This window comes from Halorubrum sp. C191, assembly GCF_002727095.1.
In the GTDB taxonomy this organism is placed as follows: Archaea; Halobacteriota; Halobacteria; order Halobacteriales; family Haloferacaceae; genus Halorubrum; species Halorubrum ezzemoulense.
In genome coordinates this window covers 33,268-55,167 of the sequence record NZ_NHNZ01000133.1, presented here as the reverse complement: position 1 = coordinate 55,167, position 21,900 = coordinate 33,268, and the positions used below count along the sequence as shown (strand labels likewise).

Annotated in this window: 23 protein-coding genes; 11 read left to right on the top strand and 12 right to left on the bottom strand. The window is 69.5% G+C overall.

Annotated features, from left to right (window positions below; translation table 11 throughout):
* Nucleotide 1: 1 nt before the first annotated feature.
* From Z052_RS13110 to Z052_RS13095, 4 genes are all read left to right on the top strand, one after another.
* Nucleotides 2-859, top strand: coding sequence for a molybdopterin synthase (locus Z052_RS13110; protein WP_099289114.1), 858 nt, complete (start codon nt 2-4; stop codon nt 857-859).
* A 357-nt stretch (nt 860-1,216) separates the two neighbouring features.
* Entirely contained in the window at nt 1,217-1,477 is a 261-nt protein-coding gene (locus Z052_RS13105) for a hypothetical protein (RefSeq protein ID WP_049930246.1), read from the top strand.
* A 196-nt stretch (nt 1,478-1,673) separates the two neighbouring features.
* Nucleotides 1,674-2,822 (top strand): site-2 protease family protein, encoded by a 1,149-nt coding sequence (locus Z052_RS13100; RefSeq protein ID WP_099289113.1) that lies wholly within the window; start codon nt 1,674-1,676, stop codon nt 2,820-2,822.
* A gap of 7 nt (nt 2,823-2,829) precedes the next feature.
* Nucleotides 2,830-3,666 carry an FkbM family methyltransferase gene (locus tag Z052_RS13095; protein ID WP_099289112.1) on the top strand — a complete coding sequence of 279 codons (837 nt, stop codon included), beginning with the start codon at nt 2,830-2,832 and terminating at the stop codon, nt 3,664-3,666.
* A 59-nt stretch (nt 3,667-3,725) separates the two neighbouring features.
* Here Z052_RS13095 and Z052_RS13090 read toward each other — a convergent pair whose 3' ends face one another.
* The 4 genes from Z052_RS13090 to Z052_RS13075 all read right to left on the bottom strand — a co-directional run bounded on the left by Z052_RS13090 (nt 3,726) and on the right by Z052_RS13075 (nt 7,493).
* Nucleotides 3,726-5,399 (bottom strand): AarF/ABC1/UbiB kinase family protein, encoded by a 1,674-nt coding sequence (locus tag Z052_RS13090; protein ID WP_049930241.1) that lies wholly within the window; start codon nt 5,397-5,399, stop codon nt 3,726-3,728.
* A 3-nt stretch (nt 5,400-5,402) separates the two neighbouring features.
* Complete coding sequence (locus tag Z052_RS13085; RefSeq protein ID WP_086219246.1) at nt 5,403-5,777, bottom strand: Hsp20/alpha crystallin family protein; 375 nt, start codon at nt 5,775-5,777, stop codon at nt 5,403-5,405.
* Nucleotides 5,778-5,929: 152 nt separating this feature from the next.
* Complete coding sequence (locus Z052_RS13080; RefSeq protein WP_049930238.1) at nt 5,930-6,634, bottom strand: hypothetical protein; 705 nt, start codon at nt 6,632-6,634, stop codon at nt 5,930-5,932.
* 88 nt (nt 6,635-6,722) lie between these two features.
* The gene (locus tag Z052_RS13075; RefSeq protein WP_094521441.1) at nt 6,723-7,493 is read right to left on the bottom strand and encodes an alpha/beta fold hydrolase; all 771 of its coding nucleotides are present in this window, start codon (nt 7,491-7,493) and stop codon (nt 6,723-6,725) included.
* Between the two features lie 214 nt (nt 7,494-7,707).
* On the opposite strand from Z052_RS13075, the gene Z052_RS13070 reads away from it, so the two are divergent.
* Nucleotides 7,708-7,959, top strand: coding sequence for a hypothetical protein (locus Z052_RS13070; protein WP_049930235.1), 252 nt, complete (start codon nt 7,708-7,710; stop codon nt 7,957-7,959).
* Entirely contained in the window at nt 7,956-10,223 is a 2,268-nt protein-coding gene (locus tag Z052_RS13065) for a CDC48 family AAA ATPase (protein ID WP_049930234.1), read from the top strand. Before Z052_RS13070 ends, Z052_RS13065 begins: the two co-directional genes overlap by 4 nt.
* 44 nt (nt 10,224-10,267) lie before the next feature.
* Here Z052_RS13065 and Z052_RS13060 read toward each other — a convergent pair whose 3' ends face one another.
* Nucleotides 10,268-10,510, bottom strand: coding sequence for a hypothetical protein (locus Z052_RS13060; RefSeq protein ID WP_049930233.1), 243 nt, complete (start codon nt 10,508-10,510; stop codon nt 10,268-10,270).
* Between the two features lie 425 nt (nt 10,511-10,935).
* On the opposite strand from Z052_RS13060, the gene Z052_RS13055 reads away from it, so the two are divergent.
* The gene (locus Z052_RS13055; RefSeq protein ID WP_089308351.1) at nt 10,936-14,091 is read left to right on the top strand and encodes an adenosylcobalamin-dependent ribonucleoside-diphosphate reductase; all 3,156 of its coding nucleotides are present in this window, start codon (nt 10,936-10,938) and stop codon (nt 14,089-14,091) included.
* A gap of 154 nt (nt 14,092-14,245) precedes the next feature.
* Here the strand turns inward: Z052_RS13055 and Z052_RS13050 are convergent, their stop codons facing one another.
* The 4 genes from Z052_RS13050 to Z052_RS13040 form a co-directional block, all read right to left on the bottom strand.
* Nucleotides 14,246-14,680, bottom strand: coding sequence for a hypothetical protein (locus tag Z052_RS13050; RefSeq protein ID WP_049930229.1), 435 nt, complete (start codon nt 14,678-14,680; stop codon nt 14,246-14,248).
* 120 nt (nt 14,681-14,800) lie between these two features.
* Nucleotides 14,801-14,956 (bottom strand): hypothetical protein, encoded by a 156-nt coding sequence (locus tag Z052_RS20560; RefSeq protein ID WP_176450687.1) that lies wholly within the window; start codon nt 14,954-14,956, stop codon nt 14,801-14,803.
* 97 nt (nt 14,957-15,053) lie between these two features.
* Nucleotides 15,054-16,031, bottom strand: coding sequence for an aldo/keto reductase (locus Z052_RS13045; protein ID WP_099289111.1), 978 nt, complete (start codon nt 16,029-16,031; stop codon nt 15,054-15,056).
* 71 nt (nt 16,032-16,102) lie between these two features.
* Nucleotides 16,103-16,300: a hypothetical protein gene (locus Z052_RS13040; RefSeq protein WP_049930226.1), complete on the bottom strand. Its 198-nt coding sequence runs from the start codon at nt 16,298-16,300 to the stop codon at nt 16,103-16,105.
* Between the two features lie 112 nt (nt 16,301-16,412).
* On the opposite strand from Z052_RS13040, the gene Z052_RS13035 reads away from it, so the two are divergent.
* Entirely contained in the window at nt 16,413-18,131 is a 1,719-nt protein-coding gene (locus Z052_RS13035; RefSeq protein ID WP_049930225.1) for a cryptochrome/photolyase family protein, read from the top strand.
* 1 nt (nt 18,132) lies between these two features.
* Here the strand turns inward: Z052_RS13035 and Z052_RS13030 are convergent, their stop codons facing one another.
* On the bottom strand, nt 18,133-18,378 hold the full coding sequence (locus Z052_RS13030; protein WP_089308354.1) for a hypothetical protein: 246 nt from the start codon (nt 18,376-18,378) through the stop codon (nt 18,133-18,135).
* Between the two features lie 106 nt (nt 18,379-18,484).
* Complete coding sequence (locus tag Z052_RS13025) at nt 18,485-18,664, bottom strand: hypothetical protein (protein ID WP_049930222.1); 180 nt, start codon at nt 18,662-18,664, stop codon at nt 18,485-18,487.
* 96 nt (nt 18,665-18,760) lie between these two features.
* Between Z052_RS13025 and eif1A the strand changes: the two genes are divergently transcribed.
* Nucleotides 18,761-19,051 carry a translation initiation factor eIF-1A gene (gene eif1A, locus Z052_RS13020; protein ID WP_004597376.1) on the top strand — a complete coding sequence of 97 codons (291 nt, stop codon included), beginning with the start codon at nt 18,761-18,763 and terminating at the stop codon, nt 19,049-19,051.
* A 191-nt stretch (nt 19,052-19,242) separates the two neighbouring features.
* Complete coding sequence (locus Z052_RS13015; protein WP_099289110.1) at nt 19,243-20,142, top strand: RimK family alpha-L-glutamate ligase; 900 nt, start codon at nt 19,243-19,245, stop codon at nt 20,140-20,142.
* Between the two features lie 33 nt (nt 20,143-20,175).
* On the opposite strand, the gene Z052_RS13010 is transcribed toward Z052_RS13015, so the two are convergent.
* Nucleotides 20,176-20,556, bottom strand: a complete 381-nt coding sequence (locus Z052_RS13010; protein WP_049930219.1) for an Hsp20/alpha crystallin family protein — start codon at nt 20,554-20,556, stop codon at nt 20,176-20,178.
* A gap of 218 nt (nt 20,557-20,774) precedes the next feature.
* On the opposite strand from Z052_RS13010, the gene gap reads away from it, so the two are divergent.
* Nucleotides 20,775-21,827 carry a type I glyceraldehyde-3-phosphate dehydrogenase gene (gap, locus tag Z052_RS13005; RefSeq protein ID WP_049930217.1) on the top strand — a complete coding sequence of 351 codons (1,053 nt, stop codon included), beginning with the start codon at nt 20,775-20,777 and terminating at the stop codon, nt 21,825-21,827.
* Nucleotides 21,828-21,900 lie beyond the last annotated feature (73 nt).

Below are 21,900 nucleotides of genomic sequence, written 5' to 3'. Positions count from 1 at the left end.
TATGCGACCGATATCGATCGTCGGCGACGGGGCGGCGACGCTGGCCCGGCGGCTCGCGGACCGACTCGACGGGCGAGTCGCCGTCGTGGAGCGCGACGACGACCCGAACGGCGCCCCCGAGAGCGACTCGACACGGAGCGACCCGGCCGCGGACGGGGGGGTCGTCGGTCCGGCGCAGCGCTCGGGCGCGGACACCGCCGTCGCGTTCGACGCAGACGGGAACTGGCGCGGTCGGGGGAGCGTCGAGGGGTTCGACGACCTGCTCGACGGGCTCGCCCCCGACCACGACTACCTGCTGGCGGCCGGCGAGCCGCGGCTGCGCGTGCCCGCGGTCCTCCTCGGGTCCGACCCGGACCCGGAGCGCGTGCCGGGGACGGTCGTCGCGAGCGCGACCGCCCCCGACGGGGTCGACCTCGGCGACGTCGTCGCCGACCTCGACAGCGCGGAGCCGTGGATCACCCGTGAGACGCTGGTGCGCCGCGCCGAGGCGTCGCCGGACGCGGACCGGGCGGGGGCGATAGCGACGTTCACCGGCCGCGTGCGCGCCCGCGACGGCCCGGACGACGACCGGACAACGCACCTCGCGTTCGAGAAGTACGACGGGGTCGCCGAGGATCGGATGGCCGCCATCGCGGAGGAGCTAGCGGCCCGCGATGGGGTCTTCGACGTGCGGATGCACCACCGCACCGGCGTGATCGAGGCGGGTGAGGACATCGTCTTCGTGGTCGTGCTGGCCGGGCACCGCGGGGAGGCGTTCCGGACGGTCGAAGACGGGATCGACCGGCTGAAAGACGAGGTGCCGATCTTCAAGAAAGAGGCGACGGAGTCGGAGACGTTCTGGGTCCACCGCCGGGACTGACCGGCGCGCGGCGTCGCCGCTTCCGGTTTCGTCGCGGCCGCGATCGGTCCTAAGAGGTCGTCTCGGCGGTCGCGGGGATGCCGCGCGAGCGCGCCGAGACCGAGAATACGCGGCGCTTTTTGTTTCTTTCCGGCCGTCGGACCGGACGGCGGCGAGTTACTCGCGTACCGAGTCAGCGACGGAGAAAACGTGTTCAAAACGGGTTATAAAATTTCTAGCGCGTTCTAGAAGCGTTGTAAAGAGTCCGTCAGACACGTTTTACCCCGGCGAGTTCGGTGAAACGCCCTGAAACCCCCTGAACGTCGCCCAACGGTGACGCCTTTATAACACCCTCCGGGAGCAAGGGTGAGGTGTACTATGAGCGCGACTGCGAACCCCTCCACGAACGCGAGCGCGAACGACGACCGCAGCAAGGAAGAGCGGCTGAAGCAGTACCTGCTCGACCGCGCACAAGACGGCGAGATGTACTTCAAGGGGAAGTTCATCTCCGACGACGTCGACCTCTCGCCGAAGGAGATCGGCGCCCTGATGGTGAAGCTCCGCGACTCGGCGACGGAGCTCACCGTCGAGAAGTGGTCGTACACGGGCGCGACGACCTGGCGCGTCGAACCCGCCTGAGGGACGCGCTCCGCCGACCGACGAACGCAGTACCGCTCCGAGGCGCACTCGGTTCACGAACCGGTCCCCGTCCCGCGCTTTTCTGACCGCGAGCGCGTCCGCGTCGAGTTCCGCCAGCCCACGCGCCGCGCCGTGTTTGCGGTACCCGTGCCCGCCGACGCGGGGTTTATACTCGCCGACCAGCTACGACCCCACGATGCCAGAACACGAGGACGCGGCGACGGCCGGCGACGGCGCGCCGCGTCCGGAGCCGCTCCGGACGTTCTTTCGGATCGACGAGGTCCGCCGCGAGGACGGTCGCGTGCGATACCGCGGCGAGTCGTACGTCCCGGAGCGGACGCTGTTGCGCAAGCTGACCCCCCACTTTCGAGAGGCGGGGTACGAGGTCGACGTGGAGGTCGTCGACGGCGGCCACGTCGTCGTCGCGACGCCGTTCGACCGCGGCCGGGACGGGATCCCGTGGGTGAACGTCGCCATGTTCGCGGCCACGCTGCTGTCGACGCTGTTCGTCGGCGCGTACGGCTGGTACTACGTGCCGCTCGCGGAGATCCAGTCGAACCCCCTGACGCTGCTCCGGGCGTGGCCGTTCACGGCCGCCGTTCTCGGGGTGTTGATGACCCACGAACTCGGCCACTACGCCGCCGGTCGCTACCACGGCGTCCCCGTCTCGTTGCCGTACGTTATCCCCTTCATCTTCCCGTTCGGCACGCTCGGCGCGGTGATCCGCATCCGCGGCCGGATGCCGTCGCGGAAGGTCCTCTTCGATATCGGCGCGGCGGGACCGATCGCGGGGCTGTTCGCGACCGTCGTCGTGACCGCGATCGGCCTCTCGCTCGACCCGATCCAGGTGCCGGCGGAGCTCGCGAACTCGTCGGGCGCGGTGATCCGGTTCAACAACCCGCCGCTCTTGGACTTCATCGCCGGCGCCCTCGGCCAGCCGACGAGCTACAGCGACCCGCGGCTCACCGCCCACCCCGTGGTGATCGGCGGGTGGGTCGGGATGTTCTTCACCGTCCTGAACCTCCTCCCGGTCGGCCAACTCGACGGCGGCCACATGGTCCGGGCGATGCTCGGGCCGCGACAGGAGACGGTGGCGGCGCTCGTCCCCGGCGCGCTGTTCGCCATCGCCGCCTACCTCTACTTCTGGCGGGGGCTCGGCCTGAACGAGTCGGTGGGGTTGTGGGCGTTCTGGGGCGTGTTCGCGACGGTCATCGCGTTCAACGGACCCGCGAATCCGGCCGACGAGGACGGACTGGGGCTGCCGCGGATCGCGGTCGGGGCCGTCACGTTCGCCGTCGGCGCGCTCTGTTTCCTCCTCGTCCCGATTCAGGTCATCGGCGCGTGACACCGCGATGCCCTCGATAGCACGGCTGCCGTCGCTGGTTCGGTCGCGCGTCGAGCGGCTCGGCTTTCGAACCCTGTACCGGCTCGCCGACCTGACGTACGCGCTCGGCGTCGCGACGCCGAAGCGGACCGTCGCCGGCACGTACTGGAGCTACGAGCCGACGAACCCCCACGGCGACGACCCCGGACTGGCCGCGCTCGACCGTCTCCCGGAGGACGCGGTGATCCTCGACGTGGGCGCGCACGTCGGCGAACACGCGATCCCGCTGACCCGCGGGACCGACCGTCGCGTAGTGGCGTTCGAGCCGAACGGCGAGAGCGCGGACCGGCTGGCGCGGAACGCCGAGCGGAACGGGCTCGGCGATCGGCTCGACCTCAGGCGGGCGGGCGCGGGCGACGCGAACGCGACGCTTACCTTCTATCGGTCGACGTTCTCGAAGTGCTCGGCGTTCGACCGCGATCTGGCGACGAGGTGGGGCGCGAGCGTCGCCGGGACGGAGTCGGTTCCGGTCCGACGGCTCGACGAACTCGTCGAGGGCGTCGGCGACGAGAGAGCCGACGGGGGCGGGACAGTCCCGCCGCCGGACGCCGTGAAGGTCGACGTCGAGGGGCGCGAGGGGGCGGTCCTCCGGGGCGCGGCGGAGACGCTCGCGACGTACCGTCCGCTGCTCGTCGTGGAGGTCCACGAGTCGGGGTCAGCGGAGGGAGGCGCGGCGGACGAGGGGACGATGAGCCCGGACCCCGCCGCCCTCCGCGAGTGGCTAACGGCGCGGGAGTACGCGGTCGAGGAAGCGGAAGACGTGTGGATCTGTCGGGCGACAGGAGAGTCGGCAAAAGGCCGCTGAGTCGGTCGCCGCGCCGCCGGTCCGGTCGCTGTGCCGTTGAGTGGCGCCCCGTCGCCGAGTCAGTCGTCGCGCCGCTGTTTCATCCCCTGGCGGGTGAACTGCGGCGTGGTGCGGAGTCCCCGCTTCTTCCGGAACGACCGGTACAAGGCGATCGCGAGCGGCGAGGCCAGCGCGAGGACGACGAGCGCGAGCCGCCAGTTGTTCGCGAACGAGTAGAGGATCGTCGCCGAGAGGACGCCGACGGCGAGTAGCACCGAGTAGGCGATCCGCATCGCCAGCTTCTCTAAGACCTTCGTGTCGTCCTCTAAGACGACGTTGACCGTCAGGTCGTCGCGGTTGGCGCGGTCGAGGAACTCGTCGGCCTTCGGCGGGACCGTGAACAGCGCCTCGGTGGTCTGTTGTACCTGTCGGCCGGCGTCTTCGGCGAGGTCACGGGCGGTCTGCTCGTAGTACCCCTCTTCGCGGAGGTAGTCGGTCGCCGTCGAGATGAAGTCGAATTCGGGGTCTAAGGTGACACAGACCCCCTCGACGACGGTGGCGACCCGGAGGACCAAGGCGAGGTTCGGCGGGAGCCGGAGCGGGAACTCGTAGATGGACGACTCCACCTGCTCGATGATCTGGTTCACCTGGTACTGCTCGACGTCCTCGCCCCGGACGTCGGCGATGGCGAGCTCCATCACGTTCCCCATCACCTCGCGGTCGGCCTCCGGCGAGAGGGTCCCCATCGAGATGAGCGTGTCGAGGATGGCGTCGATGTCCTGCCGCGCGACCGCGACGTAGAACTCGACGATCTTCTCCTGGACGAACGGGTCCACCCGCCCCGCCATGCCGAAGTCGTAGAAGATCACGGACCCGTCGTCCGCGACCGCGAGGTTCCCCGGGTGCGGGTCGGCGTGGAACACGCCGTCGTCGATGATCATCTGGAGGTACACTTCCTGGAGGATCTCCGCGATCGCCGTCCGGTCGTGACCAGCCTCGTCGAGCGCGTCGATGTCGCTGATCTTCGTGCCCGGGACGTACTCCATGGTGAGCACCCGCGGCCCCGACACCGACTCGTACGTCTCCGGGATCCGGATCCGATCGTTGTCTGCGAAGTTGCCGCGGATCTCCTCGAGCATCGTCCGCTCGCGGGCGTAGTCCATCTCCTCGCGGATCGTCTTGGCGAACTCGTCGGCGAGGTTCTCCAGGGAGAACGACCGGCCGGCGCCGGTGAACCGCTTGACCAGCGGGATCGACCAGCGGATCGTGCGGAGGTCGGCCTCGACGAGCGACTCGATGCCGGGCCGACGCACCTTCACCGCGACCTCGTCGCCCTCGTAGGTGGCGGTGTACACCTGTCCGAGGCTCGCGCCGCTTATCGGGTCGCGGTCGAAGTCGTCGAACGTCTCGTCGACCGGCCCGAACTCGTCTTCGAGGACGACCCGCGACTCCTCCCACGGCGCGGGGGGAACGTCGTCTTGGAGTCCCTCCAAGACCTCGATGTACGCCGGGGGAAGGATGTCGGGACGCGTCGAGAGGATCTGTCCGAGTTTGATGAACGTCGGCCCGAGCGTGAGCAGGATGTCGAGCAGCACCGCGGCGCGCTCGCGCTGGGTCTCGGCGTCGACCTCTCGGCTCCCGCCGAACAGGAAGTACCGGCGGCGGTCACGCCAGTAGGCGACGATGAGCGGCGAGAACTGCCGCAGAACGACGACGAACCGCCAGTAGGCGCGAAGGTTGACCAGCGTGACCACCCGTCAGGCGTCGCCCTCGCCGTCCGCGTCGTCGACGGGGATGGTCCGGGAGACGTCGCGCTCTCGCTTGGGGAGGGAGATTTCGAGGACGCCGCGGTCGATCTCGGCGTCGGCGCCCGCGCCGTCGGCGTCGTTCGGGAGGGGGAGTTCCGCGTCGAGGAACAGCGGGCGGTCCTCCCGGACGTACTCGAACCCGTCGGGGACGGCCTTCTCGCGGCGACCCTCGATGTCGATACGACCGTCCTCGACGAGCACCTCGGTCGTCGCTGCGGTCGCGCCCGGGAGGTCGACGACGAGGACGTACCCGTCGTCGGACTCGAGTAGGTCCGCAAACACCGCGTCCGGGAGGTCCCGGAGCGCGTCGCGTAGCGCTGACATAGGGGTCGGTAGGATCGCCGCGGCGAAAAACCTGTGGAAAAGGCGGATCGGGGCGGGAGATCCACCGCGGGTGACGCGGAGCGAGTGCCGCTGGTGGCGCGGAGCGAGTGCCACGGGTGGCGCGGAGCGAGTGGGGCTCCCGGGGAGGCGGCTCAGTCGCGGTCGCCGATGTCGAGGTCGAACTTCCCGAGGTCGTCCCCCTGCGACTCGCCGGGGAGGATGTCGCCGAGGCCCGCGCCGAACGCCGCCGCGGCCCAGACGACCGCGACCCGGCTGACCCGTTCGAGCGCGGTGGGGTCGCCCTCGTGGAGGCGCCCCCAGAACAGCAGCATGGCCGCCGACGTGGCGAGCGAGACGAGGAGGACCCCGGCGTAGCGGCGCGGGATGACGCCGAGGATCGGGTGGTGGATCGCGATCTGCCGGAAGTCGGCGTAGTAGAGGAGCCCGGCGGTCGCGACGAAGACGAAGCCGACGTGGCCGATCAGGAGGACCGGGACGCCCGCGACGGTCGTCGCCGCGAACCAGGCCGCGATCTCGAAGACGCCGCCCTCGACGAGCAGCGGGAGCGCGAACAGCACCGCCCCGACGAACGACTCGGCGAGGTCTCTGGATGTGTACTTCGTGATCCGCTCCGCGAGCGCGCCGCTCCCGGGCATCCGCTCGACGAGCGAGATCGTCTGTCGAACCTCCTCGCGCTCGTGGCCCTCGTCGACCGTGTCGCGCAGGGCGTCGAGCTTCGCGAGCAGGTCGTCGATGTCGGGGTCGCCCGGGGGCGGTTCGGCCGGAGGCTGTTCGGCGCCCGCCGGCGCTCCGGACCCGTCGGCACGGCCGGTATCGCCGTCGTCGCTGTCGACCATGTGCCCACGGGACGCGCGACCGACCTAAATCTCGCGGCGGTCGGCTGGTCCACGCGGTCGCGAGCCGACGACCGGCGGGACGGGCGGCCTACAGCCGACCGAGGAACGCGGAGAGCGCGTCGTTGAACGCGGTCGGCGCTTCGAGCATCGCGAGGTGCGCGGCGTCGGGGACCTCCGCGAGCTCTCCGGCCGGGATCCCGTCCGCGAGGTACTCATGGTACGCGGGCGGCGTGAGCTCGTCGTGCGCGCCGACGAGCGCGAGCGCCGGGACGCCGATCTCGTCGAGTCGCTCCCGGACGTCGAACCGGTGGCAGGTGAGGAAGTCGCGTTCGGTGACCGCTCGCCCGCACTCGCGCATGGCCGCCTCGGAGAGCTCGACGTACTCGGGCGGCGCGTCGTGGAAGAGGCGGTCCGGCTCGTGGAGCAGCGAGACGGCCCGCTCGAAATCGTCGGCGAGCGCGCCGCGGAGGGGCTCGGCCACCGCGAGCTTCGCGCCCGTGCCCGCGAGGACGAGGCCGTCGAGCGCGAGGTCGCGCTCTAAGGCGACCCGCAGCGCGACCGCGCCGCCGAGGGAGTTGCCGCAGAGGACTGTCGCCCCCGTCTCCTCCGCGACCGCGACTACGTCGTCCGCGTACGCGTCGAGCGTCTCGGGGCCGGCGGGCGTCGCGACGTCGTCGCTGTCGCCGTGCCCGGAGAGGTCGACGGCGACGCTCGGAACCAGGTCGGCCAGCCTGGCCTGCGACTTCCAGATGTCTTTCATGCCGCCGCTGCCGTGAACGAAGCAGACCGTCGGCCCGTCGCCGCCGCGGTCGAAGCGGCGGTACGCCGTCGCGCGACCGTCGTGGGTGACCCGTTCCATGTCCGGGCGGTTCGGCGCCGAACGGTATAAGCGCCCGAGGGAGCCGACGCGCGCTCGGCGACTCGATCGGCGCCGCGGGTCCGACCGCACGACGGCGGACGGTCGGCGGTGGAATCGCTCGAACCGCTACACTACCGTTAGTACAAAGAAGCACTCACGTCATGCGATTTTGAGCGTCAAGTTTAAATACTTACGCGACTAACTCGTAGTTAGGATGAATCACATACAGACCCGATCGACCGGCGACGGCGCGCTGCTGCGCCGGTACGAGTACGACGACGGCTGGACCGTCGCCGCCGACCTCGACGTCGACGACGAGGCCGTCACCGTCGACACCGTCGGCGAGACGGCGATCGTCGTCGTAGAGGGACCGGACGGGCCGGTCGAATCGGAGTTCGAGCTGCCCGGGACGGCCGCCGACGTGGCGGTGAACAACGGCGTGCTCACCGTGGAGGGCGACCGATGAAGCTCACTGTCAAGCCGCTGAAACAGAAGGACGCCGGCCGTCGCCTGGCGGCAATCGACCGCGTCGCGGCCGACGAGCTCGGGCTCTCCGGCGGGGACATCGTCCGCGTCGAGAGCGCCGACGGGGCGGCGATCGCCCGCGTCTGGCCCGGCTACCCCGAGGACGACGGGACGGGCGTGATCCGCATCGACGGGCGCCTCCGCCAAGAGGCCGACGTGGGGATCGACGACCGCGTCACCGTCGAGGACGTCGACGTCTCGCGGGCGGACGCGGTGACGATCGCCTTCCCCAGCCAGCTGCGGGTGCGGGGGCAGATCGCCCCGTTCATCCGGGACAAGCTCTCCGGTCAGCCGGTGACCGAGGGGCAGACGATCCGGACCTCGCTCGGCTTCGGGCTGATGGGCGGCCAGTCGCAGGCGGTCCCGATGAAGATCGCCGAGACGAGCCCCGGCGGCACGGTCGTCATCACCGACGAGACGGAGATCAGCATCTCCGAGATCTCCGCCGAGGAGATCGCCGACCGCGGCGAGGCCGCGGGCGGCACCGGCGAGGGGCCGGACGTGACCTACGAGGACATCGGCGGGCTCGACGACGAGCTCGAACAGGTCCGCGAGATGATCGAGCTCCCGATGCGGCACCCGGAGCTGTTCAAGCGCCTCGGCATCGACCCGCCGAAGGGCGTCCTGCTCCACGGCCCGCCGGGCACTGGGAAGACACTGATCGCGAAGGCGGTCGCCAACGAGATCGACGCGAACTTCCACACGATCTCCGGCCCGGAGATCATGTCGAAGTACTACGGCGAGAGCGAGGAGCAGCTCCGCGAAGTGTTCGAGGAGGCGTCCGAGGAGTCGCCGTCGATCATCTTCATGGACGAGCTCGACTCCATCGCGCCCAAGCGCGAGGAGGCGGGCGGCGACGTGGAGCGCCGCGTCGTGGCGCAGCTGCTCTCGCTGATGGACGGGCTCGAAGAGCGCGGCGAGGTCGTCGTCATCGGGGCGACGAACCGCGTCGACGCCATCGATCAGGCGCTCCGACGGGGCGGCCGCTTCGACCGCGAGATCGAGGTGGGCGTCCCCGACCGGGACGGTCGCAAGGAGATCCTTCAGGTCCACACGCGGAACATGCCGCTGACCGACGGGATCGACCTCGACGAGTACGCCGAAAACACGCACGGCTTCGTCGGGGCCGACCTCGAATCGCTGGCGAAGGAGTCCGCGATGCACGCGCTGCGGCGCATCCGCCCGGAGATCGACCTCGAATCGGACGAGATCGACGCCGACGTGCTGAACAGCATCCAGGTGACCGAGTCGGACTTCAAGGAGGCGATCAAGGGGATCGAACCCTCCGCGCTGCGGGAGGTGTTCGTGGAGGTCCCCGACACCACCTGGGACGACGTCGGCGGCCTCGGCGACACGAAAGAGCGGCTCCGCGAGACGATCCAGTGGCCGCTCGAGTACCCCGAGGTGTTCGACGAGCTCGACATGCAGGCCGCGAAGGGCGTCCTGATGTACGGCCCGCCGGGCACGGGGAAGACCCTGCTCGCGAAGGCCGTCGCCAACGAGAGCGAGTCCAACTTCATCTCGATCAAGGGGCCCGAGCTGCTGAACAAGTACGTGGGCGAGTCCGAGAAGGGCGTCCGCGAGGTGTTCAGCAAGGCCCGCGAGAACGCGCCGACGATCGTGTTCTTCGACGAGATCGACTCGATCGCCACCGAGCGCGGGAAGAACTCCGGCGACTCCGGCGTGGGCGAGCGCGTCGTCTCCCAGCTGCTGACGGAGCTCGACGGCCTCGAGTCGCTGGAGGACGTCGTCGTCGTCGCGACGACGAACCGCCCCGACCTCATCGACTCGGCGCTGCTCCGCCCCGGTCGCTTAGACCGGCACGTCCACGTGCCAGTCCCCGACGAGGCGGCGCGCCGCCGGATCTTCGAGGTCCACACGCGGGATAAGCCGCTGGCGGACGACGTCGACCTCGACGCCCTCGCCCGCAAGACCGAGGGGTACGTGGGGGCCGACATCGAGGCGGTCGCCCGCGAGGCGTCGATGAACGCCTCTCGGGAGTTCATCGGCAGCGTCACGCGCGAGGAGGTCGGCGAGTCCGTCGGCAACGTCCGCGTGACGATGGAGCACTTCGAGGACGCGCTGAGCGAGGTGAACCCGAGCGTCACCCCCGAGACGCGCGAGCGCTACGAGGAGATAGAAAAGCAGTTCAAGCGGTCGGAGGTCGACCGCACCGAGGCCGAACCGGGCGCGGCGTTCCAGTAAGCCGGGCGCTTCGACCCGAACCGGCGGCCGGCCCGCGGCGGTTTTTAGACAAGTCCCAGCGTCGACAGCAGGTAGAACGCCGCGACGACGACGATGCCGATCGTGACGAGCCGCCACGCGAGCTTCAATACGAACTTGCCGACGACGATGACGAGCGCGACGGCGACGAGGGCGACCAGGAGCTGCCCGACCTGACTGCCGAGCAGCGCGGCCTGTGCCGGCGCGGCGAGCCCCGCGAGCGCGAGCGACGTTGCGGTCATGTCCCGGACCACGGCGACGCCGGGCATAAGCTTGTGGGAGGAGCCGGAAGTCGTTTACTAGTTCTGATAGGTCTTCAGGCATTCCGGTGATGGGGCCGAGCGTGGATCCGCCCGACATCGGCCGACACGGCGGTATCGGGCGCCGGCTGGGCCGGCGGTTGCCGCCTCGATCGACCCCCCTTCTGTTCCCGTGGGAGACCGCTCACATCGTGTGGTTTTTTCGATCGACGACCAGTTTCACTCCGGTCTACCTATGCTTATGTGTCCAGAGCCCATTCGTTACCGACGTACCGAATTCAGCGTCAGGCGCGCCGGAGAGACGTTACATACCGAATCGGACATGTAGAAGCCGGGCGGGGCCGAACATCCGAACGTACAAGGGCCCGCCTCGCCAGTACACCAACACTACAGATGATCCATATTCCACGCAAAGCCAGCGGGGTGGCCGCCGAATGAGCAGCGACGGCGTCTCCGCCGACGGAGTCGAACTGCCGATCAAACGAACCACGGGCGAGACGATGGAGGAGCGCCTCACGGGCAACGCCTACCAGAACATCCTGCCCGCGCGCTACCTCCGGAAGAACGCGGACGGCGAACCGATCGAAGACCAGGAGGAACTCTTCGACCGCGTCGCGCGAAACGTCGCGCTCGCGGAGGCCGTCTTCGAGGCTGAAAACCAGGGCGTCGAGGTCACCGTCACGCCCGACCAGCTGAAGCCCGACCACCCGCGGCGCGACGAGCTCGCCGAGGACGTGTTCGGCGCGGGCACGACGGCCGACGACGACGCGGAGGCGACGCTCACGGCCCACAACGTCAACAAGTTCGCGTACGAGACGGTCGTTCCCGAGCTCCCCGACGGGGTGCGCGACCACGTCGAGGCGACCGCCGAGACGTTCCGACAGGGGATGGAGTCGCTTTCCTTCATGCCGAACTCCCCGACGCTGATGAACGCCGGCGACGAGCTCCAGCAGCTCTCCGCCTGCTTCGTCGACTCGCCGGGCGACGACATCACCGACATCCACCAGACCGCCAAGGAGGCGGCCGAGGTGTTCCAGTCCGGCGGCGGCATGGGGTACGCGTTCTGGAAGCTCCGGCCGTACGGCGACTCCGTCGGCTCCACCGGCGGCATTGCCTCCGGGCCGATCACGTTCATGCGGACGTTCGACCAGATGTGCGAGACGATCGCGCAGGGCGGCGCGCGCCGCGGCGCCCAGATGGGCGTCATGCGCATCTCGCACCCGGACGTGATCCAGTTCATCCACGCGAAGAACAAGGACGTCTCGCTGGCCCACTCGCTGCGGCTCAACGACCCCGACGACTTCACGCACAACTCCTTCGCGGACGCGCTGGAGGAGGCCCGCGAGCTCATCGACGAGGACGGCAAGGTGCCCGAGCACCTCCGGAACGCGGTCGAGGGACACCTCTCGAACTTCAACATCAGCGTCGGCGTCACCGACGACTTCATGGAGGCGCTGGCGAACGACGAGGAGTTCACCTTCACCAACCCCCGCACCGAGGAGCCCCACGTCGCCACCCCGGAGACGAAGGAGCTCTACGACATGTTCGGGCTCGGCGAGCACGTCGAGGTCGGCGAGGAGCTCTCCGTCCCGGCGGCGGAGATCTGGGATCACATGATCCAGGGCGCACACGAGAACGGGGAGCCGGGCGTCGTCTACCTCGAACGGATCAACAAGGAGCACTCCTTCGACGTGGAGGAGCACCCGGAGCACCAGATCCTCGCGACGAACCCCTGCGGCGAGCAGCCGTTAGAGGAGTACGAGGCCTGTAACCTCGGCCACATCAACCTCTCGACGCTCGCGGACCTCGACGCGCCCGACTGGCGCGTCTGGTCGGACGAGCACGCCGACGAGTACGACTCCGAGGCGGCCGCAGTCGAGGCGTTCCTCGAAGAGGCGATCGACTTCGAGGAGTTCGAAGAGCGGATCGCGTACGGCACCCGCTTCCTCGAGAACGTCGTCACGATGTCCGACTTCCCGGTCGACGAGATCGAGGAGAAGGTCCGCGACATGCGGAAGATCGGGCTCGGAATCATGGGGCTCGCGCAGCTGTACGTCCAGCTCGGCGTCCGCTACGGCTCCGAGTCGGGCAACGAGATCGCCCGGCAGCTGATGACCCACATCAACCACGAGTCGAAGCTCGCCTCCCACGATCTCGCCGAGGAGCGCGGGACGTTCAACGACTGGGCGGACTCGAAGTACGCGAACCCGACCGAGCACCGCGACTGGTTCGAGCACTTCACCGGGCTCGACGCCGACGAGTGGGCGGACGGCTTCCCGATCCGGAACCACAACACGACGACGATCGCCCCCACGGGCACGACGTCGATGATCGGCAACACGACCGGCGGCTGCGAGCCGATCTACAACGTCGCCTACTACAAGAACGTCTCCGACGACGTCCAGGGCGACGAGATGCTCGTCGAGTTCGACGACTACTTCCTGCGCACGCTGGAGGCCAACGACGTCGACGTCGAGGCCGTCAAGCGCGAGGCGCAGGCGCAGATGGCCGAAAACGCGTTCGACGGCGTCGAGGGGCTCGACACCGTCCCGGACGCCATCGGCGAGCTGTTCGTCGTCACCGGCGACCTCTCGGCGAAGGACCACGCCGGCGTCCAGGTCGCCTGTCAGAAGGGCGTCGACTCCGCCATCTCGAAGACCGTGAACGCGCCCAACGACTCGACGCTGGGCGACGCCAAGGAGGTCTTCGAGTACATCTACGAGAACGGCGGGAAGGGCGTCACCTACTACCGCGACGGCACCCGCTCGAAGCAGGTGCTCACGACGCGGGCGCAGAACACGGAGTTCGCCGACGAGAGCGAGGCCGCGGAGACCATCGTCGAGCAGATCAACGAGGTCTTCGGCGGCGTCGAGGCGTTCCTCGACAACGAGGACGTCCGCGCGGCGATCGACGCGGAGGTCGCAGACCTGCTCGAAGCGACCGAGCAGCCCCGGATCGACTACAGCGAGCGCAGCCCGCGCCCCGACTCGCTGTCGGGCGTCACCCAGCGGGTCGAGACGGGCTACGGCAAGCTGTACGTCACCATCAACGAGGACGAGAACGGTCGACCGTTCGAGCTGTTCGCGAACATCGGCCACTCCGGCGGCTACACCAACTCCTTCACCGAGGCGCTCGCGAAGGTCATCTCGACGGCGCTGCGCTCCGGCGTCGACCCCGAGGAGATCGTCGACGAGCTCCAGGGCACTCGGAGCCCGAAGGTCGCCTGGGACAAGGGCGAGCAGATCCAGTCGATCCCGGACGCCATCGGCACCGCGCTGCGGCGCTACCTCGACGACGACGTCGACAAGGGGATCCCTCAACAGCAGAGCCTCGACGACGTCGAGGAGGCCGCGTCGAGCGCGAGCCCGCCGAGCCAGACCGACGGCGGCGCGGTCGACGCCGGCGCGGCGACCGGCGCCCCGAGCGGGACCGCTCCGACGGGCGAGGACGACGCGGCCGGCGCCGACGACTCGACCCAGCAGCTCATCGCGGCGGGCGAGTCGCCCGAGTGTCCCGAGTGCGGCGGGATGAACCTCTACTACTCCGAGGGCTGTAAGACGTGCGAGTCGTGCGGCTGGTCGGAGTGTTAGCCGGGCGGCGCGAACGTCGGTAGCGGGCGGTCGACGGCGCGGTTTTCTGCGGGTCGTTGACGCTCCCGCGCGCGTTCACTACCGGTCGATAGACGAGCGTGACGCTGTTCGGGTCAGGTGAAGCGGTCGGGACCGAAAAGAGATTACCGTCGGCTCAGTCGTCTTCGAGCGCCTGCGCGATGCGCTGGAGCTGGCGGGTGGCGTCGCGGACCTCGTCGCGGAGCTGGCGCACCTCGCGGACGAGCTCCTCGTTGCCGCCGTCGTCGCCGCGGGCGCCCTGTTCTGCGCCCGCGCCTGGACCGCCGCCCATGCCGGGCGGGCCGCCCGCGCCGCCGGGGCCGCCGCCGCCCATCATGCCGGACATCATCTGCGCGAAGGGGTTGCCGCCGCCGCCACCGCCCATCCCCGGCGGGCCGCCGCCGCCCATCATCTCCTCCGGGTCGGGCCGGTCGCCCTCCTCGCGCTCCTGCTCGCGTCGCTCCCGGATCTCCTCGACGCGCTCGCGGAACGACTTCTCCTCGCCGTCGTCGCCGTCGCTCTGTTCGCCGCCCTCGCCGTTCTCGGGGTCGGTGGCGTCGTCGTCTGCCATGCGCCACGGTTCGGCGGCGCCGCCGAAAAGGGTTGTCGTGGCGCCCGCGACGGTGTGTTTATAAATAGCCGGCGGGCGGCGGTGTCGGACCGGCGCTCCGCCGGCGGCCCCGAGCCGGCGTCAGGTCCGAATCAGCCGGTGGCAGTTCGGGCACTCCGCCGAGTCCGTGTCCCGGCCGGCCGCAGGCACGCGGTCGCCGCAGTTCGGACACCGGATCCGGGTGCGAGCGTACTCCGTCCTCGACCGGGTCGGGGTTCGGTCGGTGTCGTCGGCCATATGAGTGAGACATTCACTAGCATACAAATGGCTTATCGACATATTCCTAAAACACGATTTAGGTCGCCGAGCGCGCAGCCGGAGTCGCGCTCCGCCGTCACTCGTGACCGGAGACGCGGACCGGCTCGTACGGCTCTTCGAGCCACTCCACGTCGGAATCGGAGAGGTTGACGTCGAGCGCCTCGACCGCGTCTTCGAGGTGTTCGACGCTCGTCGTGCCGACGATGGGCGTGTCGACCCACTCCTTGTGGAACAGCCACGCGAGCGCGATCTGCGCCATCTTCACGCCCTCCTCCGCGGCGAGTTCCTCGACTCGCTCGTTGACCGCCCGCCCGCCGCCCTCGCGGTAGGGGTGCGCGTAGAGGTGCTCCTCGGTCTCGCCGCGGCGGGTGGCGTCGACCTCCTCGTGCGGGCGCGTCAGGTAGCCGCGCGCGAGGGGGCTCCACGGCATCACGCCGATTCCCTCCTTCTCGCACAGCGGGAGCATCTCGCGCTCCTCCTCGCGGTAGGCGAGGTTGTAGTGGTTCTGCATCGTGGCGAACCGCTCGTACCCCTCGCGGTCGCTCGCGTGGAGCGCCTCGGCGAACTGGTGGGCCCACATCGAGGAGGCGCCGACGTGTCGCACGTCGCCCCGTCGCACCGCGTCGTCGAGCGCGGCGAGCGTCTCCTCGATCGGCGTGTCGTCGTCCCAGCGGTGGATCTGATAGAGGTCGACCGTCTCCATGCCGAGCCGGTCGAGGGAGTTCGACAGCTCCTGCTCGATGGCCTTCCGGGAGAGGCCGCCCGAGTTCGGGTTCGACTCGTCCATCTGGAAGTACCCCTTCGTGGCCACGACGAACTCCTCGCGGTCGTATTCGCCGAGGGCGTCACCGAGGACGCGCTCGCTCGCGCCGTTCGAGTACATGTTGGCGGTGTCGAAGAAGTTCACGCCGAGTTCGACGGCGCGGTCGACGAGCTCGCGGCCCGCCTCCTCGTCGAGCACCCACTCGCGCCAGTCCGGGTCGCCGAAGCTCATACAGCCGAGACAGATCTTCGAGACGGTGGTGCCGGTGGAGCCGAGCGTGGTGTACTCCATACGCGCACCAGTTCGAGGCGGAACAAAAAGCTACGCGCGGCGGCAGCGACGGGCTCGGCCCGAGGCGGGGATCAGAGGTCCCGGAACGACGCCGTGTACACGAGGAACGCCCCGGTGAGGATGACGAACGCGAGGAACGTCACGAGCGCGAGCACGTTCGCGACCGGCGAGAGCGGCGCGAGGAAGGACTGTCCGGTCGAGTCGAGCACCAGCACGGCGAGGAGGGCGGCGATGAGGCCGAGCAGCCAGTTCGTGAGGATCTCGTCCATGGCTCGCCCGACACGGGGGGCCGACAAAAGTCCGCGGGTGACGCGTCGTTCCGGGAGGTCGCGGTCGAGCGACGCCGCCGGAGCTATGAGACTCGGGAGCGTTATTCGTCCCGTGAGCGACCGGACGACCTGCTGGCTGCTCGGTGACCAGCTCAACCCCGACCTCGACGCCCTCGACGCGGCCGACGAGGTCCTCCTGATCGAAGCGCACGGGTTCGCCGACCGGAAGCCGTACCACGCCCACAAGCTGACGCTCGTGTTCTCGGCGATGCGGCACTTCCGCGACGACCTCCGCGATCGCGGCCACGACGTGACGTACGTTCAGGCGGAGTCGTTCGGCGAGGGGCTCGACGAGTTCTTCGCTGGTCGGGCGGCCGAGGCGAACGACGGCGAGGACGACGACGGGCCGCGCCTGCGGCTCATGCGCCCCGCGAGCCACGGCGCCGGCGAGCGGCTCCGCGGGCTGGTCGCCGAGCGCGGCGGCACCCTCGAACTCGTCGACAACGAGCTGTTCTGGACGACACCGGCGGACTGGCGCGAGTGGGCCGGCGACGAGGGGACCGAGATCGGCGCCGACGGGGCCGCGGAGCGCACCTACCGGCAGGAGCACTGGTACCGGCACGTCCGTCGCGAGACGGGCGTGCTGATGGACGACGGCGAGCCGGTCGGCGGGGAGTGGAACTACGACGACCTGAATCAGGAGACGCCGCCGGAGGACTGGGAACCGCCGGGGCGGCCGACGTTCGAGCCGGACGAGCTGACCCGCGAGACCCACGCGTGGGTGTGCGACCGGTTCGACACGTGGGGGAACGACGCGCTCGACGGGTTCGCGTGGCCGGTCACGCGGGCAGAGGCCCGCGAGGCGCTCGACCGGTTCGTCCGCGACGGGCTGCCCGCGTTCGGACGGTACGAGGACGCGATGGTCGGCGGCGAGCCGTTCCTCTCGCACTCGCTGCTGTCGCCGGCGATCAACCTCGGGCTGCTCGACCCGCGCGAGCCGGTGCGGGCGGTCGAGCGCGCCTACGAGGAGCGGGGGGTCGAGCCCGGCGCGTACGACCCAGACGACCACGGCGACGCGGGCGGGACGGCGACCTCGCTCAGCGAGTTCGGTGGGGACGCGGCGGACGGCGAGGACGGAGCGACCGGGGGCAGAGCGGCCGGGGGCAACGAGCCCGCCCCCGTCCCGCTCAACGCCGTAGAAGGGTTCGTGAGGCAGGTGATCGGCTGGCGGGAGTTCATGCGCCACGTCTACCGCGAGGCGATGCCGGAGCTCGCGGAGGCGAATCAGTTGGAACAGGACCGGGAGCTTCCCCCCGCCTACTGGGACGGCGAGACGGACATGCGGTGTCTCTCGGAGGCGGTCGGGCACGTCCGCGAGTTCGGCTACGCCCACCACATCGAGCGGCTGATGGTGCTGTCGAACTTCGCGCTCGTGTACGGCGCCGACCCCGCCGACGTGAACGAGTGGTTCCACCTCGGCTTCGTCGACGCCTACCACTGGGTGACGACGCCGAACGTCGTCGCGATGGGGTCGTTCGGCACGGACGTGCTCTCCTCGAAGCCGTACGCCTCCTCGGGGAGCTACGTCAACCGGATGAGCGACCACTGCGCCGACTGCCCGTACGCCGTCTCGCGGACCACGGGCGACGGGGCCTGCCCGTTCAACGCGCTCTACTGGGACTTCCTGAAGGAGAACGAGGAGACGCTCCGCGGCACCGGGCGAATGGGGCTGATGTACTCGCACGTCGACAAGAAGGACGACGAGGAGTGGGCGGCGATCCGCGAGCGCGCCGACCGAGTGCGCGAACTCGCCGCGGATGGGGACCTGTGAGTTACTCGCCGCTCGCGAGGCGGCGCAGCCGCGGGAGCGCCTGCTCGTAGCCGAGACCGACGAGGCCGACGTACAGCGCGATCAGTCCCATGCCGACGGCCCACGCGCCGAGGACGAGATCGCCGCCGGAGACGGCGGAGAGCCCGAACTGTTCGAGCACGACGCCGACCGCGGCGGCCGCGCCGGCGCCGACGGCAGCGGCGAGGAGTTCGACGAGTTCGACCGCGACGGCAGGTACTTCGACCATACCCGGTGAGGGACGGTCGGCGATTATGACTCTTTCGGGACCACGGTGAACGCCGCGTCGAGCGGACGGCCGCTCGTCCGGAGTCGGTCGGACCGCCGCCGAGGGTTCACTTCAGCCCGAACGATCGCATGGCGGTGTCGACGAGCCCCTTCGCGATCAGCGCGAGACCGGCGAGCACGACCATCAGGGCGCCGGCGACGACCGGATCGCGGAGGGTCAGGATACCGATACCGACGAGGACGACGAGGACGCCGGCGATGCCTTCGAGTCCGAGCGTGTCACGCATGTCGTCGCCTCGGCGGTCCCCGGAGGTAAAAGGGCCGTTTCGGTCCCGGCGGAGAGCGGCCCTTTTATTTCCGCGAGCGCGTATCACCGCGTACGCATGAGCAACGGAGACGGCGGCGGTCGGAACGACCTCCGGATGCCCGACGACGACGAGGTGTTCGCGGAGGTCGTCGAGATGCTCGGCGCGAACCGCGTCAAGGTGCGCTGCGCGGACGGGAAACAGCGGACCGCGCGCATCCCCGGCCGGATGCAAAAGCGCGTGTGGATCCGCGAAGACGACATCGTCCTCGTCGAGCCGTGGGACTGGCAGGACGAGAAGGCCGACATCTCGTGGCGCTACGAGAAGAGCGAGGCCGAACAGCTCCGCGAGGAAGGCCACCTCCAATAGGTCGCTTCGCGCGTATCGACGGGAGACCTCGCCGACACCTCGACCGCTTATTCGTACGTATCAGACTGCGAATCGACGGTGAACGCCTCCGAGTCCCCGGCCGCGAGGCACGCGCTACCGGCCGTCGGAACGCGTCGCTGCCGTCGTTCCGCTCGCGCCGTTTTTAAGTCCGAACGGCCCCCAACACGGTTATGCTCCGGCTCGCGATGACCACCGACGCGGAGACGTTCGAGCGCGTGCGCGGGCCCCTCGCGGACCGCGGCATCGACGTCGGTCACGTCCGAGCGAAAGAGCGAGCGCTGCGCGTCTCGGGCGACGCGGCGGCGCGAGACGGCGCGGGCGACCCCGACGAGTTCGCCGACTTCGACGTCGGCCTCGTCTACCCCACCCGGCTCATGGAGGGCGCGGTCGTCGACGAGCGGCTGGGCGTGCCGTGGGTGAACGGCCGCGACGCGGTCGTGACTTCGCGCAACAAGGCTGGCGTGCTGGCGACGCTCTCCGCCGCCGGCCTCCCGACGCCGAAGACGACGCTCGTGTCGAACCCCGTCGACGAGTCGGTCGTCGTCGACGCCGCGAGCGAGTTCTCCTACCCGGTCGTCGTGAAGCCGAACTCCGCGACCCGCGGGGTGGGCGTCGCGACCGCGACCGACCTCGACTCGCTGCTGGGCGTCGTCGACTACCTGAACCTGATCCACGACTACCGCGCGACCGGCGACAAGTCGTTCCTGCTTCAGGAGTACCTTCCCGACGCGCGCGACTACCGCGCGATGGTCGTCGACGGCGCGTACGCCGGGGCGGTGGAACGCGAACTCGACGCCGACGCGCTCGCGGCCGGCCGGTGGAAACACAACGTCCACCGCGGTGCGACCGCTCGCGGCGTCGACCTCGATCCGCGAGCGCGCGACCTCGCGGAGCGCGCGGCCGCGGCGCTGGGGATCGACTACCTCGGCGTCGACCTGCTCGCGACCGACGACCGGCTCGTCGTCAACGAGACGAACGCGCGGCCGACGGTCGACGCCGCGACGAAGTACGAGGACGGCTTCTACGACCGGTTCGCGGCGCTCGTCCGGCGGACCGCCGAGGAGGAGTGAGGAGAGCGAGCGAGCCCCGGGAGGCGGGCCGGCTCAGACGAGGTCGATCGACGCGCTGTCCTCGTCGCGGTCGAACGAGACCTCGAGGACGCCGTTGTTGAACGTCGCGTCGGCGGAGTGCTCGTCGACGGGCGCGGGGAGGTCGACCGTCTCGTCGTACTCGCGCCGGTCGGAGACCGCGGAGATGGTGAGCGCGTCGCCGTCACAGCGGAGCGAGAGGTCCTCCTTCGAGACGGCGGGGAGGTCGGCGACGAGACGCACCGACTCCTCGGTGGTGTACGCGTCGACGTGGGTGTCGGAGCCGAACCCGGCGTCGTCGGCCGACGGAGCGTCGCCGGTGGCCATCTCGTTCATCATCCGCTCGATCTCCTCGAAGAAGTCTCCGAACGGATCGTCGCGGTCGTCTCTGTCCATACCTTCCGTGAGGTCGGTGACCCCGATAAGCCTTCTGTCGGTCGCCGTATCGGCCGCTATCCGCCGCGGGAAAGCAGCGATCCGGCGGACGACGAGCGGCCGCCGTCGCGGGCCCTCGGCCGCGAAACGCGACACCGGCCGTAACAAATTCCAACGATTATGACGGTCTCGCCGCGACTGGGCCGGATTTAAGTAGTTGCGGCTCGGCTTTTTCGAATATGAGTAAATCGAATCTGGCGGCCGGTGACGACGTGAGCGACGACGAGGTCGTGCGGGTGGGGCTCAACGGCTTCGGTCGCATCGGGCGCAACGTGTTCCGCGCGGTGTTAGAGAGCCCGCGGATCGAACTCGTCGGGATCAACGACGTGATGGACTTCGACGACATGGGGTATCTCGCGAAGTACGACACCGTCATGGGTCGTCTCGACGGCGTCGAGCGCGACGGCGATGAGCTGACGGTCGGCGACACGGCCGTCCCGCTGTTCAACGTTCAGGACCCCGCCGACCTCCCGTGGGACGAGCTCGACGTCGACGTCGCCCTAGAGTGTACGGGCGTCTTCCGCACCCGCGACGACGCGAGCGCGCACCTCGACGGCGGCGCCGACACCGTGATCATCTCGGCGCCCCCGAAGGGCGACAAGCCGGTCAAACAGCTCGTCTACGGCGTCAACCACGACGAGTACGAGGGCGACGACGTGATCTCAAACGCCTCCTGTACGACGAACTCCATCACGCCGGTCGCGAAGGTGCTCGACGCGGAGTTCGGCATCGACGCCGGTACCCTCACCACCGTCCACGCCTACACGGGCTCGCAGAGCCTCATCGACGGCCCGATGAGCAAGCGTCGCCGCGGCCGCGCGGCTGCCGAGAACATCGTTCCCACCTCGACGGGCGCCGCGGGCGCGGCGCAGAAGGTCCTCCCGCAGCTGGAGGGGAAGATCGACGGCATGGCGATGCGCGTCCCGGTCCCGACCGGCTCCCTCACCGAGTTCGTCGTCAGCCTCGACGAGACCGTCACCGAGGAGGAGGTCAACGCCGCCTTCCGCGAAGCCGCCGACTCCGGTCCGCTCGCGGGCGTTCTCGGCTACACCGACGACGAGGTCGTCTCCTCCGACATCGTCGGCCTCCCGTTCTCCAGCTACGTCGACCTCCAGTCGACGAACGTCATCGCCGGCGGGAAGCTGCTGAAGATCCTCACCTGGTACGACAACGAGTACGGCTTCTCGAACCGGCTGCTCGACATGGCCGCGTACGTCCACGACGAGGCGTAGACGGCTGGTTCGTCTGGCGCGTCGGGACCGACGCGCTCGACACGCACCGCCCGTTCGACGGGACGGACCTTCG

Excerpts from the sequence above, each read along its gene's own strand:
- Z052_RS13110 (WP_099289114.1), top strand. The coding sequence starts at position 2 with ATGCGACCGATATCGATCGTCGGCGACGGGGCGGCGACGCTGGCCCGG.
- Z052_RS13105 (WP_049930246.1), top strand. The coding sequence starts at position 1,217 with ATGAGCGCGACTGCGAACCCCTCCACGAACGCGAGCGCGAACGACGAC.
- Z052_RS13100 (WP_099289113.1), top strand. The coding sequence starts at position 1,674 with ATGCCAGAACACGAGGACGCGGCGACGGCCGGCGACGGCGCGCCGCGT.
- Z052_RS13095 (WP_099289112.1), top strand. The coding sequence starts at position 2,830 with ATGCCCTCGATAGCACGGCTGCCGTCGCTGGTTCGGTCGCGCGTCGAG.
- Z052_RS13085 (WP_086219246.1), bottom strand. The coding sequence starts at position 5,777 with ATGTCAGCGCTACGCGACGCGCTCCGGGACCTCCCGGACGCGGTGTTT.
- Z052_RS13080 (WP_049930238.1), bottom strand. The coding sequence starts at position 6,634 with ATGGTCGACAGCGACGACGGCGATACCGGCCGTGCCGACGGGTCCGGA.
- Z052_RS13075 (WP_094521441.1), bottom strand. The coding sequence starts at position 7,493 with ATGGAACGGGTCACCCACGACGGTCGCGCGACGGCGTACCGCCGCTTC.
- Z052_RS13070 (WP_049930235.1), top strand. The coding sequence starts at position 7,708 with ATGAATCACATACAGACCCGATCGACCGGCGACGGCGCGCTGCTGCGC.
- Z052_RS13065 (WP_049930234.1), top strand. The coding sequence starts at position 7,956 with ATGAAGCTCACTGTCAAGCCGCTGAAACAGAAGGACGCCGGCCGTCGC.
- Z052_RS13060 (WP_049930233.1), bottom strand. The coding sequence starts at position 10,510 with ATGCCCGGCGTCGCCGTGGTCCGGGACATGACCGCAACGTCGCTCGCG.
- Z052_RS13055 (WP_089308351.1), top strand. The coding sequence starts at position 10,936 with ATGAGCAGCGACGGCGTCTCCGCCGACGGAGTCGAACTGCCGATCAAA.
- Z052_RS13050 (WP_049930229.1), bottom strand. The coding sequence starts at position 14,680 with ATGGCAGACGACGACGCCACCGACCCCGAGAACGGCGAGGGCGGCGAA.
- Z052_RS20560 (WP_176450687.1), bottom strand. The coding sequence starts at position 14,956 with ATGGCCGACGACACCGACCGAACCCCGACCCGGTCGAGGACGGAGTAC.
- Z052_RS13045 (WP_099289111.1), bottom strand. The coding sequence starts at position 16,031 with ATGGAGTACACCACGCTCGGCTCCACCGGCACCACCGTCTCGAAGATC.
- Z052_RS13040 (WP_049930226.1), bottom strand. The coding sequence starts at position 16,300 with ATGGACGAGATCCTCACGAACTGGCTGCTCGGCCTCATCGCCGCCCTC.
- Z052_RS13030 (WP_089308354.1), bottom strand. The coding sequence starts at position 18,378 with ATGGTCGAAGTACCTGCCGTCGCGGTCGAACTCGTCGAACTCCTCGCC.
- Z052_RS13025 (WP_049930222.1), bottom strand. The coding sequence starts at position 18,664 with ATGCGTGACACGCTCGGACTCGAAGGCATCGCCGGCGTCCTCGTCGTC.
- eif1A (WP_004597376.1), top strand. The coding sequence starts at position 18,761 with ATGAGCAACGGAGACGGCGGCGGTCGGAACGACCTCCGGATGCCCGAC.
- Z052_RS13015 (WP_099289110.1), top strand. The coding sequence starts at position 19,243 with ATGCTCCGGCTCGCGATGACCACCGACGCGGAGACGTTCGAGCGCGTG.
- Z052_RS13010 (WP_049930219.1), bottom strand. The coding sequence starts at position 20,556 with ATGGACAGAGACGACCGCGACGATCCGTTCGGAGACTTCTTCGAGGAG.
- gap (WP_049930217.1), top strand. The coding sequence starts at position 20,775 with ATGAGTAAATCGAATCTGGCGGCCGGTGACGACGTGAGCGACGACGAG.